Annotated in this window: 9 protein-coding genes; 2 read left to right on the top strand and 7 right to left on the bottom strand. The window is 43.5% G+C overall.

The window, feature by feature from the left end:
- Nucleotides 1-10 precede the first annotated feature (10 nt).
- Nucleotides 11-1,117: an NADH:flavin oxidoreductase gene (locus ACFQ3S_RS09460; protein WP_377163663.1), complete on the top strand. Its 1,107-nt coding sequence runs from the start codon at nucleotides 11-13 to the stop codon at nucleotides 1,115-1,117.
- A gap of 71 nt (nucleotides 1,118-1,188) precedes the next feature.
- Here the strand turns inward: ACFQ3S_RS09460 and ACFQ3S_RS09455 are convergent, their stop codons facing one another.
- The 5 genes from ACFQ3S_RS09455 to ACFQ3S_RS09435 form a co-directional block, all read right to left on the bottom strand.
- Nucleotides 1,189-2,175 (bottom strand): 2-hydroxyacid dehydrogenase, encoded by a 987-nt coding sequence (locus ACFQ3S_RS09455; protein WP_377163661.1) that lies wholly within the window; start codon nucleotides 2,173-2,175, stop codon nucleotides 1,189-1,191.
- 179 nt (nucleotides 2,176-2,354) lie between these two features.
- Nucleotides 2,355-2,651 carry a TIGR03643 family protein gene (locus ACFQ3S_RS09450; protein ID WP_377163659.1) on the bottom strand — a complete coding sequence of 99 codons (297 nt, stop codon included), beginning with the start codon at nucleotides 2,649-2,651 and terminating at the stop codon, nucleotides 2,355-2,357.
- A gap of 360 nt (nucleotides 2,652-3,011) precedes the next feature.
- Nucleotides 3,012-3,920, bottom strand: a complete 909-nt coding sequence (locus ACFQ3S_RS09445; RefSeq protein WP_377163657.1) for a glycerophosphodiester phosphodiesterase family protein — start codon at nucleotides 3,918-3,920, stop codon at nucleotides 3,012-3,014.
- Between the two features lie 128 nt (nucleotides 3,921-4,048).
- A complete protein-coding gene (locus ACFQ3S_RS09440) occupies nucleotides 4,049-6,499 on the bottom strand; it encodes a TonB-dependent siderophore receptor (RefSeq protein ID WP_377163655.1) in 2,451 nt (816 codons plus the stop codon).
- A 95-nt stretch (nucleotides 6,500-6,594) separates the two neighbouring features.
- Nucleotides 6,595-8,448, bottom strand: coding sequence for a PAS domain S-box protein (locus ACFQ3S_RS09435; protein WP_377163653.1), 1,854 nt, complete (start codon nucleotides 8,446-8,448; stop codon nucleotides 6,595-6,597).
- Between the two features lie 186 nt (nucleotides 8,449-8,634).
- On the opposite strand from ACFQ3S_RS09435, the gene ACFQ3S_RS09430 reads away from it, so the two are divergent.
- On the top strand, nucleotides 8,635-11,265 hold the full coding sequence (locus tag ACFQ3S_RS09430) for a glycoside hydrolase family 3 C-terminal domain-containing protein (RefSeq protein ID WP_377163651.1): 2,631 nt from the start codon (nucleotides 8,635-8,637) through the stop codon (nucleotides 11,263-11,265).
- Nucleotides 11,266-11,379: 114 nt separating this feature from the next.
- On the opposite strand, the gene ACFQ3S_RS09425 is transcribed toward ACFQ3S_RS09430, so the two are convergent.
- Both ACFQ3S_RS09425 and ACFQ3S_RS09420 read right to left on the bottom strand, forming a co-directional pair.
- Nucleotides 11,380-12,990: a S8 family peptidase gene (locus ACFQ3S_RS09425; RefSeq protein ID WP_377163649.1), complete on the bottom strand. Its 1,611-nt coding sequence runs from the start codon at nucleotides 12,988-12,990 to the stop codon at nucleotides 11,380-11,382.
- Nucleotides 12,991-13,116: 126 nt separating this feature from the next.
- Entirely contained in the window at nucleotides 13,117-13,578 is a 462-nt protein-coding gene (locus ACFQ3S_RS09420; protein ID WP_377163647.1) for a redoxin domain-containing protein, read from the bottom strand.
- Nucleotides 13,579-13,600: the final 22 nt, after the last annotated feature.

Raw genomic sequence — 13,600 nt, 5'->3', positions numbered from 1 at the left:
ATAATATACTATGAATACCGATAGCTTGTTCAGGCCTTTTAGCCTGAAATCTTTAAATATCAAAAACCGCATTGTAATGGCGCCCATGACGCGCTCATTTTCGCCCGATGGGGTACCTACCGACCATGTGGCCGCCTATTACCGAAAACGCGCTGAAGGCGAAGTAGGTTTAATACTGAGTGAGGGTACCGTGATTGACCGTCCATCCTCATCTAACGACAGTAGCGTACCGCATTTTTACGGTGAAAAAGCTTTAGCAGAATGGCAAAACGTAATTAACGGCGTTCATACCGCAGGTGGTGCTATGGGTCCGCAAATATGGCACATGGGTATTATGGATAACCATCAATCGGGCTGGGTGCCGCCTGTGCCATTTGAAGGCCCGTCGGGATTGAACCGTCCGGGTAATAATAACGGCAACACCATGACCGATAGCGATATTGCCGATACCATTACCGCCTTTGGCCGTGCCGCCGCCGATGCCAAACGCTTGGGTTTTGATACGTTGGAAATTCACGGCGCACATGGTTACCTTATCGACCAGTTTTTTTGGGATGCCACTAACCAGCGTACCGATATTTGGGGCGGTAAAACCTTGCCCGAGCGTACCCGTTTTGCTACCGAGGTTATTAAAGAAGTACGCAGGCAAGTAGGCGAAGATTTTGCGATGATTATCCGCTTATCGCAGTTCAAGCCATCGGCTTATGATAATAAACTGGCTACTACCCCGCAAGAAATGGAAGCCTGGTTACACCCTTTGGCCGATGCCGGTGTGGATATTTTCCATTGCTCACAGCGCCGCTTTTGGGAGCCTGAATTTGAAGGCAGCGACCTTAACTTTGCGGGATGGGCTAAAAAATTGACCGGCAAAGCCACCATTAGTGTAGGTTCGGTTGGTTTAACCGGCGAGTTCTTAGCCGCATTTGCTGGCGAAGCCTCACAACCCAGCTCGTTAGATGAACTGGTACGCCGCATGGACCGTGGCGATTTCGACCTCATAGCCGTTGGCCGTCCCCTCTTGTCAGATCCATCATGGGTTAAAAAGATACATGAAGGCCGCACCAGCGAATTAAAAGGTTTCTCGAAAGAAGCTATGGGTGAATTGGTATTGAGCTAAGCGATAATATATTTTAATACAAAGCCTGGTTGCAATAAGCGACCGGGCTATTTTATTTTTAAACCAGGCGGCTAAACGCTTACCCTGTTCAGCAACTCGTCTCCCTTAACAAAGGCATCCACATTGCCAAACGTAACGGTAGCAATTTGCTCCATAGCTTCCTTGGTAAAAAAGCCCTGATGCGAGGTAATGAGCACATTCGGGAAAGAAATAAGCCGCGTGATCAATTCATCGGGGATCACATCTTCCGAATAATCGTGAAAAAATAGTTTGCCTTCCTGCTCGTAAACATCCAGACCCAGGTAGCCCAGGTGGCAGTTCTTTAACGACTCTATCACGTCGGCCGTGTTAATGAGTCCGCCACGGCTGGTATTAATAAGCATAGCACCTTGCTTAAACAGTTTCAGTGTTTGCGCATTTATGAGGTGACGGGTGCTATCCATCAGCGGGCAATGCAGTGAAATAATGTCCGCATCGGCAAGAGTTTCTTCGAGTGTACCGTAGGTTACGCCCTGGGCGGCTAAATCGGCATCAGGATAAATATCATAAGCATATACCTTACAGCCGAATCCCTTTAAAATATGGCAAAACGCTTTACCAATATTGCCCGTGCCTATCACAGCCACTTTGCGATTATGCAGGTTGAAGCCCATTAGTTTTTCTAACGAAAAATTCCCCTCGCGAACGCGGTTGTAGGCTTTGTGTGTTTTGCGGTTAAGCGTTAAAATAAGTGCTACCGCATGCTCGGCCACGGCCTCTGGTGAGTAGGCGGGAACGCGCAGCACCGGGATGCCTAATTCGGATGCTGCTTTTATATCTACATTGTTAAACCCAGCGCAGCGCAGTACAATCAATTTTACGCCATTAGCATGCAGCGCATTTAAAACCCCGGCATTTACGGTATCATTAACAAAGATACAAATGGCCTCGAAGCCTGCAGTTAGGGCAACGGTTTGCTCGTTAAGGGGCAAAACCAAATAATTAATATCATGACCAGTATTAAATTGGTTAAAAAAGTCCTGATCGTACTGGTGAGTGCTGAATACGGCTATTTTCATGGGGATATATGTTAAGGATTTACCTTTAGCAAGGTAAGGGAACTTAACTGATTTGAACCAGTATTACTTCAATATATATATACCACTAAATTTTACCTGTATTATTCATATACAAGGAAAATCCAGCACAAGTATGCTGAAATTATGAAATCAACGCAACCTATATATGCTAGAGCAAGCTATTTCCGTTTACTGATCTTATTTAGCGTAACCTGGCGTTGCAGGTTACATTTAAACCGGTCTACATCCTTACCGCGCAACTGCTGGTGTTTGGTGGAACGTCCTTGTACTCTTTGGCGCCACATTTTAAAACTGGAAAGTTTCATTTCACGGCGCATCAGTTTTATAACCTGCTGTTCGGTTAAGCCAAATTGCATGGTAATAGCTTCAAATGGCGTACGGTCTTCCCAGGCCATTTCTATAATACGGTCGGTTTCAATTGCAGAAAGCTGTATTACAGCAGATAAAGAGGGCATATATGTTTAAGAAATTTAAGCAATTATAGTTTTTAAAATTTACTGTAATCGTAATACCAGCATATATAGATTTTTTTTTGAAAGCGGAAATTGTGGTAAAGATAAGCACTTTAATTTAAGTTACACCGCGCTGAAACACATCCTCATTTAACAATGCCGGCAGCCATTTGCAAGCAACTCTCACAATTTATTTCTGTTTGATGAAAAATATAGAAATTATCCTGCTGTATTTTGACCATTAGTCAGTTTCGGGGTCGGTCGGAAGATGTGTAATAGTGCACAGTGGGCTGGAGCCGAGCGTGTGCAAATACTGTTTTCTTTAAAGCCCTCCCTCCCTGGGGAGGGAGGGGAGGGGCTTTATTATTTTATCACCAGGTGTTTGGTCTTCAATTTTCTATCGGCGGCATATTGGCTAAGTGTTTTGCCAGCTTCCATGCTCCTGTCGCTCGATAGGATGTCGGCACCGTTATCTATAAGGTTGGTATAAATCTGTTCGCCGTTGGCTTGGGCGCTTTTGTCTAAGTTGCCCATGGTGCCTTGTATACACCAAATTCCTTTAGTGTGCAGGTAGTCGTAAACTGCCTTATCGGGGGCCGATGTACCAGTGAACGCCACAATACGATCATTAGGCACACCCATAGCATTCAAACGTTCCAGGTCGGCCACACTACGTACCGATGCCGAAATCATCAGATCGGGGGCCAGCTTGTGTACCTCTGCAGCCTGGTTAGCATTGTAGGTAATCATGATGATATAAGCTTCGGCCTTGTTGCGGCGTACGGCATCCACCATCATTTTGTAAGGCACGCTTCGTTTTACATCCAGCGTAAACAGCACCTTGTTTCTTCCCCATTGCAATACCTCATCCAGGGTAGGAATATGGAATGTGGTTACTGTGCCGTTATCGTCTTTTAATAATAAGCTTTTAAGTTCGGCGGCTGTTTTTTCCCTGATAATGCCGGTGCCGTTCGAGGTACGGTCGAGGCGGTCATCGTGCATCATTACCAAGGCCGAATCTTTGGTCAGTGTGGCGTCACACTCAATAATGCTGGGGTGAAACTTAGTGCTGTTGGCAAAGGTTTCTATCGCGTTTTCGGGGAAACCGGGTACCGGTCCGCCGCGGTGGCAGCTCAGTAAAGGCACGCGGGCGGGTGTCCACTGCATAAACTGCTGCAGCTCGGTTACCGATTTAAACTGTAGTAAATGCTGCTGAGCCGATACCTGCATTGAGCAAAAGCCCGCCGCCACAAATAGTAAAATACGTTTCATATCAATTAAAAATTGCAATTAAAGTAACCGTGAGCCGGCTGACTGAATTGCAATAATACCCATTTAGTGTTTACTTAATGTTAGGTGTGTGTACTGCCACTAAGTTTTTACATTAGCGTATAAATTTCTTAAAATTTATACGCTAATGTGGTTACCAGCATACGCGGAGGTATAGGGTTAATACTGTACCTGTCGTGAACTATGTAATTCAGTTCATTAAATATGTTGGCTACTTTGGCAATTAATGAAACTTTGCGGTAAGTGTAACCGGCACTGATATCTACAGTTGCAAAACCGCTTAATGGTACTAATGCATTGTAAGAAGTCAAAGCGGCGGTTGTGTTGTTCAAGCCACCGTTTAATCCTACCACATTGTTATTACCGCCTAAACGTTTACCGGTATAAAAGGCGGTCGCGCCAAGTTTCAAACCCTTAATTTTGTAACGGTCAAAGGTGTAAAATATAGCGCCATTGGCAGTATGCTTAGGATTGTTGATCAAACGCTCACCTTCCACTTGCGCACCGGTTTCGCCAGTGGTATTGGTATAACGCATATTGTTATAACCGTAACCCGCAATAAAGTAAAAGTTTTTTGATAAAGTTCCGTTAAAATCAACCTCTAAACCATCGCTGGTAGTTTCACCGTTTAGTTGTCTGAAACCGGGTTGATTAATTACGGGTTGTGAAAAATTACTATTTATAATTTTATAGACGCTTAGGTTAGCTGACAATTTACCGTTGAAGAACTGATTTTTAACGCCTACTTCGTACTGGTCAATAATAGACGGCTCTAACGGCTTATTGTCAACATTGGTGCCGGAGTTAGGCGTAAAGTTATTTGTATAACTGGCGTATAATGACGATGTTTCTACAGGCTGGTAAATTAAAGCGACCTTAGGTGTAAAAGCCTTGCTTATTACAATATTACTAACAGAATTAGGGACTTCCTGTTGCGTAACAAAGTTATATATCGTAGGTATAAATGCTTCCTGATAAGACCATCTCAAACCGGCCAGTACTTTAAACTTACTGGTTAGGGTGATCAGATCCTGAAAATAAACCCCGGTACGGTTTTGCGGCGAAGTAGTTAACTGAACGGTATTATACGAAGGTAGATCAGTACGGGCATTTAACGTGGGGTTGTTGATGTTGATAGTACCGTAATTTGATGAGGTAGACCCGTTCTCCGAAAAGTAAGAGAACGTGTTATTTTCAGCTACTATTCGTACAAAATCAGCACCAAACAATAGCTGATGGTTTACTCCGCCTGTTTTAAATACACCGTTCAAATTTAACTGGCCGGTATAATCATCCTCAGCCGATTTTACCGCATTCAGGGTTCTGGCCCAATCGCCGTTGGCTGCCACAGTCATAGGTACACCAACTCCAAAACCTCTTACGGTAGTTTTTTGTGCCGAACCAATGGCGGTAAGTTTCCAATTATCGTTAAAGTGGTGATTGATGGTTAAAAACCCCGACCCTTGCCTGGTATTGTTATATGCCCAAACGCTGTTAATAAAGCGGTTGCGCGGTGCATCAGGAACTTCGGTTACGGTAATTCGGCTGTTAGGAATGCCCACACCGGCATCAGGAACAATGTTAGATTTCAGATAGTCGAACTCCAATAGTATATCGGTTTTATTGCCAACTTTGTACAATAACGATGGATTAACGTAACTACGGTTGGTGTTTACTACATCACGATAACTATCAGCCTGCTCATGCGTACCAATTAAACGGAAAGCCAGATTTTTAGTGATGGGGCCGTACACATCTACAGTGGGCTTGTACTGGTTAAAGCTACCAGCCAGCATGCTTACCTGTCCGCCCCACTCAAAACGTGGTTTTTTGGTTACTAAGTTGATCACCACACCGCCAGATACGTTACCATATAATAAGGCCGAGCTACCTTTCAATACTTCGATAGATTCGAGTGTGCTGGCATCGGGGAAACCTTGTGTATTGGTAATTACCCCGTTTTTGAAGATACTGCCACCTGCGCCGGCAATACCTATGCTGTAGCCACGTGCCGAAAAAGTTTCAGCAACGCCTCCCCGGGTTTGGGTTAACGATACACCGCTTACATTCCTGATCACATCACCTACCCTAACGGCCTGTTGATCGGTAATTACGGTATTGCTGATTACACCTGTACTTTGCGGCAAATCCAAAGGTTTAATACCGGCCTTGCCGAACGATACCGGCTTATTGATAGATCCCGATGCCGACAATACTACCTCCTGCAATTGCGAAGCATTTTCAGAAAGGGTAAAAGAAGGTTTCAAGGTTTCGCCTGCGGTTACTGTAATGCTTTTCACTTCGGTTTTGCTGCCAATAAGCGATGCTACCAGGGTATAGCTGCCCGGTTTAACATTTGATATAATGTAGGTACCATTAGCATTGGTTGATGTGCTCCGGTTAATTTCTTTAATGGTTACTGTTACGCCCGGCGCGGGCTGACCATCGCTGGTTGTAATTTTGCCGCTTACTTTTCCGGTGGTGCCCTGAGCCAGTACAGCAGTTGATACGAACAGAAAAATAATGAATAAGAACGTTGAAATGTTGTAGATTTTTTGCATAGCTATTTAGACTAATTCTAATTTGATGCAAAATTATACAAGAAATGTAATTTCGCAAGCTTTATTTAGAATTAGTTTAAATAAACTAATTGAATTTAGCAACAGTTTAAATTACTGTTCACTTCCAGTAACCAACGTAATGCTTCATCTTTATCATCAAACTCTTTCAAACATATACGTGTCTCAATTAATGCCACCGTATGCGAGGTTGAGAATTTGCTGAAGGTACTTGGCGAATAAATCCAGGCAAAATACTGCAGGCCAGCATCATCCATTAAGGGAAACCATTCTTTGGCTACCCAATCCATCGCATCGTCCCACGAACCCAAAACATCGAGGTTACTATTTAAAATGGCAGCACAACATGTTTCCTTCATAAAATGCAGGATTTTGTAGCAGTTATCCTTAATGCTGTATAGGTTGTGAAACCCTTTCCAGTTCACTTCAATGTAATTGTCTTCCGGGTGGTATTTTATTTCAGTACGTCCGTTTTGATAAACTGAAAAATCCGGTCGGCCGGTGGCTTTAAGCGTGGCAATGTTCGACAATGGGAACCGCATCATAAAGGTGGTACCCTTACCCACTTCGCTTTCAATCCACATGCTACCATGATGCTGCTGGCAAACCGCCGAAAGATGTTGCAACCCAATCAATATAGCAGTTGAAGCCTCCTTACTGCTCAAATCCACAAAAATATTTTTGAGATTTTCCCCTGTTATTCCTATGCCAAAATCATGTACCGATAATACTACATTTTGGTTTATTACTTCGCTATTCACTATTATTTTACCGGCGTTGAACGAAAACCTTATAGCATTTTTTATCAGGTACTTTACCGCTTTTTCTATGCTATGTCTGTTTCCGTAAAAGGCTATATCTCCCAAATTTCCGGCCAATACATTATGTATAGCCGAATACGTTTGCGCCTCATCAATCACTGTTTTGAGTAGCTCTTTAAATGAAAAATTTTCAATTGAAAGTTTTAATGAATGAACAAGCTCTTCTTCGCTGGCTTTGTTGTTTATCTCTTTTACCACTTCATCCAGCTCAACGCTGCAGTTGTGTATGTAAATAGCTACTTCCTTAAACTCTTCAGGAGCAATCAGTTCTTCCTTAACCAACTTACTAAGCCCCAATAAACTGGCAATGGGCTTACGCAAGGCATGCGAGTTTAAAAAAGATACTTCTTTAAGTCGTTGCACTTTTTTAAGTAAATCTTCTTCCGCTTTTTTATTGTGTGTTATGTCTCTAAAATGAACTATAATACCGTCTTCGGCGGGGTATGCATTGCAGGCAAACCAGTTTTGTGTAGGCCAAAAATAATCTGTAAAATCAATATTCGCGCGCGTAGTCATAGCCCTTTGCAAATACAAATGAAAATCGGAATGATAGATCTCCGGTAGCACCTCCCAAATATTACGGCCCATTACATCATTACTGCTGTAGCCGATGAGGCCCTCGGCAGCCTTGTTCCAGTAAGTTATGTTCCAGTTAAAATCAAGCTGTAAAAAACCAATAACCGTAGTTTCCAGTATTTGCATCAACTTGCGCTGAGTAAGATGTAGCTTACCGGCCAGTTCCCTTCGTTCGTCTATACTCCGGGCATATACCATACAAGCTTGCATGCCTTTATAAACTATACTGTAACCTGTAATATCGGCAAAGAGAATTTGCCCGTTTTTAGAAAGGTGCCGAAACTCACGTGTATGGGTTTCATACCCCTTCACAGCAGATAATAAGTCTTCCAGAAGATGAATATCCAATGTAGGCCGTAAGTCTCTTACGGTTAAAGTTAAAAATTCTTCACGCGTATAACCATATCGCTTGGTTGCCGAAGTATTTACCTCCAGCATTTGCAATGAATGGATATCATATATCCACATAGGCTGTGGATTGCCATAAAAAAGCATATCAAATCCGCTTTCATCAGCAACTCCTTCTGCTCCCATATATTCTGCAGCTGTGTAATTAGGATCTAAATATCAACGCAAAATTAGGAATAATAATCAGTTGTTAAATAAACATAATTTTGATAAAATTTTTTACGATTAGCAGGAATATTTACAATCGATTACATAGATTTACCATTAATACCGATTGATGATCTTACAGTTGTTATTCATAAACTAATAAAAATGAAGAAAATCTTATACCTTTTTTTTCCGTGCTTACTATTAATTACCGTGTCTGCCTATATACCGGCAAGCAAACCGAATTATAAATATTCTTTTCAAAACCCGGAACTAACTATCGAGCAACGTGTTAACGATCTCGTATCGCGCTTAACCCTGCCCGAAAAAGTAGGTCAGATGCTGAACGCCGCACCTGCTGTTGAACGTTTAGGCATACCTGCCTACAACTGGTGGAACGAAAGTTTGCACGGTATTGCCCGCACCCCTTTCAAGGTTACAGTGTACCCGCAAGCCATAGCCATGGCTGCCACCTTTGATGTGAACAGCATGCACCAGATGGCCGAATACACTGCCGATGAAGGTCGTGCCGTTTATAACGAAAGTGTAAAAAGCAACCGCCGGGGCATTTACCTGGGCCTTACTTACTGGACACCCAACATCAACATATTCCGTGATCCTCGTTGGGGCCGCGGACAGGAAACCTACGGTGAAGACCCTTACCTTACCGCCTCGTTGGGCAAATCATTTGTTACCGGTTTGCAAGGGACCGACCCGGTTTACCTGAAGGCCGCCGCTTGCGCCAAGCATTATGCCGTGCATAGCGGACCCGAGCCATCGCGCCATGAGTTTAATACCGATGTAAGTAATTACGACCTGTGGGATACTTATCTGCCAGCTTTTCATGACCTCATTACCGAGAGTAAAGTGGCGGGCGTAATGTGCGCCTATAATGCCTTTAGGGGTGAACCCTGCTGCGGCAGCGGTATTTTGCTGAATGAAATTTTACGCAAGGAATGGAAGTTTACCGGCTACCTTACCTCTGATTGCGGTGGTATTGACGACTTTTACCAGAAACATAAAACCCATGCAGATGCCGAAGCCGCCGCCGCCGATGCGGTGTTGCACGGTACTGATGTAGAGTGCGGTAACGTAACCTTCCTGTCGTTAAATAAAGCGGTTGAGCACGGTAAAATCTCCGAGCAGCAAATAGATATATCGCTCCGTCGTTTATTTACCATCCGTTTCCGTTTGGGTATGTTCGATCCGGCTGGTAAAGACAAATACGCGCACATTGGTGCCAATATGCTGGAGACGCCCGAGCATAAGGCTCATGCGCTAAAAATGGCCCGTCAATCTATCGTATTGCTAAAGAATCAAAACAACGTTTTACCACTCAGTAAAAAGTTAAAGAAAGTAGCTGTTATAGGTCCCAATGCCGATAACGCGATTAGTGTATTAGGTAATTACAATGGCACGCCATCGGCTATTAGTACGCCTTACCAGGCCATAAAAGCTAAATTGAGCAATGCTGATGTGTACTACGACCAGGCCATTAGCTATACCAGCGCCAGCTATACCCGCAATGTAGATTTAGGTGGGGTAGGTGTTGTAGATGGGCAAAAAGGCTTTAAGGCCGAATACTGGCAAAACGGCACTTTAACCGGCAAGCCAGCAGTTACCCGCCAGGAAAACGCTATCAATAATATATGGCGCGATGGTACTTTTGTGGTAGGCGATGTAAGCCAAAAGAATTTTTCGGCCAGGTGGACAACCGATTATACCGCTGCTACCAGCGATGACCTGACCTTTGAACTAACCGGTAACAAGCCTTACCGTTTACTGATAGATGGCGAAGAACGCACCCTAAGCGGCGAACCTGATGGTTTTGGCCCTAAAACTTATACCCTAAAAGCAAGCAAGGGCAAAACTTACCGCATTGTAATGGAGTACCGCCAAACCGAAGGTCGGGCTACGTTCAGCTTTAAATCGGGTGTACAGGTAAAAACCAATTTAGATGCCGTGGTACAAAGTGTAAAAGATGCCGATGCCGTTGTTTTTGTAGGCGGTATCTCTCCGCAATTAGAGGGTGAAGAAATGCGCGTGAACCAACCCGGCTTCAACGGCGGCGACCGTACCTCCATTGATCTTCCTAAGGTACAAACCGATTTATTGAAAGCACTGCAAAATACCGGCAAGCCTGTTGTATTTGTAATGATGACCGGCAGCGCCATTGCCATACCCTGGGAAGCGCAAAACACACCGGCTATTTTAAACGCCTGGTATGGTGGCCAATCGGCAGGTACAGCCATTGCCGATGTGCTTTTCGGCGATTACAACCCGGCTGGCCGTTTACCGGTTACGTTTTACAAAAGCGATAAAGACCTGCCATCGTTCGATGATTACTCCATGAATAACCGCACGTACCGCTATTTTACAGGCAAGCCGCTTTATGGCTTTGGTTACGGGTTAAGCTATACCACTTTTAAATACGATGCCTTAACTATACCTGCTTTAACACATACTAACAAAACTATTCCGGTAAGTGTAAAAGTGACCAACACCGGCAAAATGGGCGGCGAAGAAGTGGTGCAGCTCTACATTGCCCACCGTGGCCTGAGCACTAAAACAGCGGTACGCGCTTTAAAAGGATTTAAACGCATCTATTTAAAAGCCGGCCAAAGTAAGCTGATCACCTTTAACCTCACCGCCAAAGAACTGGCGGTAATAGACGGTAACGGCCGCAGTACTCACCCAGCCGAAAAGCTGCTGGTTAGTGTAGGCGGCTCACAACCGGATGCGCAAACGAATATCAGCAAAAAAACGGTAGAGAAATTAGTGCAGATCAAAGGATAAGCACATACAAGCGTCCACCCCGAATGCAAAAAGCAATCAGCGTGGACGCTTACAAATTATTTTACTGAAAGGGGACTAAGAAGCTGAAATAATGTCCTGAAACTTACTAATATTTTAATTAGCACCGTCCATATTTGCTGCCAGTTGCAAGGCATTATAAGCATTTACAATACCGCCGGTTTTACATAACTCTTCAAAAGCTATACTCTTTTCCCGGTTACCTTCTTTAATATTAACCTTGTGGCTGATCTTGATCACCGATTTCAAAATGACATCTTTTACCTGTATCGCAGTTAATTTAGGGTAGTAAGAACGTATAAGGGCGGCTAAACCGGCTACTACCGGTGCTGCCATACTGGTACCATCGTGCTCGGAGTAAGTTGAATTTGGTGTGGTTGAATTAATGGCAACACCCGGTGCAAATACATCAACCGTATTTTTTCCATAGTTAGAGAAAGAAGCTTTAAGTGTTTTATCGTCCTTGAACCCCGAGGCGCCTACCTCTATCCAGGCATCGGCCATGCCGCTCTTGTCTTCATAAACTGCCGTTGGAAAGTGTGTTTCCTTATCAATGTTCTGGTTATCGTTACCGGCCGCATGTATTAGCAATACATCTTTGCTAATGGCGTACTTTACGGCATCGTCTACCACTTTTTTATCCCAGGAGTAAGGCTTTCCAAAACTCATGTTCACTACTTTGGCACCATTGTCGGCCGCGTAGCGTATAGCGTTGGCTACATCCTTATCTCGCTCGTCGCCGTTAGGCACGGTGCGTACCGACATAATTGCCACATCATTAGCTACACCTTTAATTCCTAACGTATTATCCCTCACCGCGGCAATAATGCCCGATACATGCGACCCATGATCGGCATCGGGGCCGGCCACATCGTTGTTGCCATAATAACGCTCATTACTGTCGGCGTAATTATCGCCTACCAAATCGCGCGATTCGTAATCCAGGTTTAAATGATAGGTCAACTGTTCATTATAGTGGTCGAAGCCTTCGTCAATTACCTTATTTTTAAATTCTTTGTAATCCTTAAAGGTGGGCATTAACCTTAATACAATGCTCTTCACCTGCGCATCGGCATTTGATTGCGGTATCAAGTCTTGAAAATCCCTTAATGTTGGATTATCGTTAGCTAACTTTCCTTGTACACTCTCCAGTGCTTGCTTAAACCCAGCAATATTTTGCAGGTTAGCTTGTGCCTCGTTACGTTTTTTCTGCAGCTCATCAGTCAGTTTTTTATGCTGTTTATAAATAATCAAATCCGCCGGTTTCAGGGTATCAGGATTAACGTAAGCAAACTTTAGCCAGTCCTTTTTCAAAATGCGGGTAAGCTCCATGTTATCATAATGCACATTCCCTTTGGCCGATCCTATAAAATCCCAGCCGTGTAAATCGTCGGAATAACCATTTTTATCATCGTCGGTATTATTGGTGGCTGTTTCTTTAGGGTTCACCCAAATAATATTTTTCAGGTCCTCATGGTTAATATCCACTCCACCATCAATTACAGCTACAATTACCTTAGTTGATTTTTTACCTTTCAGCAAATCGGTATATGCACGTTCGGTACTTATGCCAAACATGCCGTCGGTTTTAAGATCGAGATTTTGCCAGTTGGGCTTGGGCTTTTCGTTTGTTTGAGCTTGTACAGCTACCGTGATCAAAAAAGAACCGGCCAGCAGTAGGTTTTTGAATAAGGAAATACTATTCATTAATCAGGGGGTAAATCAAAAATCTATTTATTAGAATTATCTATCAATTATATACAGAAATTTCTAAATAAAAAAGCGCCGTTTGCTTTAATTACAGACCGCGCTTTTATTATTACGGAAAAGCAATTATTTGATCAGCGCTTCAATAGCGTCAAAATCGGGAAGATCACCGGCCGATTCCAGTACTTCGGCGTAGATAATATTCTGGTTCTCATCTATTACAAAAGCAGCACGTTTAGATACGCCTTTTAAACCGAATACAAATTCCTCGTAAATGGCACCGTAAGCGGTTGATACGATCTTGTTGAAATCGGACAATAAAGGGAACTGGTATTGGTTATCTTCTTTAAACTTAGCCAGGGTAAACGGCGAATCGACAGAGATACCGAATATATGGGCATCTATACCTTCGTAAAAGCTAAAGTTATCACGCAGGGTACACAGTTGCGTGGTACATACGCCTGTAAAAGCCATCGGAAAAAAATGTAGGATCACTTTTTTCCCTTTAAAATCGGCTAATGATGTTTCTTTTAATTCAGATGATACTAACGTAAACTGTGGTGCCGGCTGGCCTATTTGTAATGACATGGATGAATGTTTTTTTCAAAAT

It is taken from the genome of Mucilaginibacter terrae (genome assembly GCF_042679325.1).
Taxonomy (GTDB): Bacteria; Bacteroidota; Bacteroidia; order Sphingobacteriales; family Sphingobacteriaceae; genus Mucilaginibacter; species Mucilaginibacter terrae.
This window is presented reverse-complemented; position numbering and strand designations above follow the sequence as displayed.

Excerpts from the sequence above, each read along its gene's own strand:
- ACFQ3S_RS09440 (WP_377163655.1), bottom strand. The coding sequence starts at position 6,499 with ATGCAAAAAATCTACAACATTTCAACGTTCTTATTCATTATTTTTCTG.
- ACFQ3S_RS09425 (WP_377163649.1), bottom strand. The coding sequence starts at position 12,990 with ATGAATAGTATTTCCTTATTCAAAAACCTACTGCTGGCCGGTTCTTTT.
- ACFQ3S_RS09460 (WP_377163663.1), top strand. The coding sequence starts at position 11 with ATGAATACCGATAGCTTGTTCAGGCCTTTTAGCCTGAAATCTTTAAAT.
- ACFQ3S_RS09430 (WP_377163651.1), top strand. The coding sequence starts at position 8,635 with ATGAAGAAAATCTTATACCTTTTTTTTCCGTGCTTACTATTAATTACC.
- ACFQ3S_RS09420 (WP_377163647.1), bottom strand. The coding sequence starts at position 13,578 with ATGTCATTACAAATAGGCCAGCCGGCACCACAGTTTACGTTAGTATCA.
- ACFQ3S_RS09450 (WP_377163659.1), bottom strand. The coding sequence starts at position 2,651 with ATGCCCTCTTTATCTGCTGTAATACAGCTTTCTGCAATTGAAACCGAC.
- ACFQ3S_RS09435 (WP_377163653.1), bottom strand. The coding sequence starts at position 8,448 with ATGGGAGCAGAAGGAGTTGCTGATGAAAGCGGATTTGATATGCTTTTT.
- ACFQ3S_RS09445 (WP_377163657.1), bottom strand. The coding sequence starts at position 3,920 with ATGAAACGTATTTTACTATTTGTGGCGGCGGGCTTTTGCTCAATGCAG.
- ACFQ3S_RS09455 (WP_377163661.1), bottom strand. The coding sequence starts at position 2,175 with ATGAAAATAGCCGTATTCAGCACTCACCAGTACGATCAGGACTTTTTT.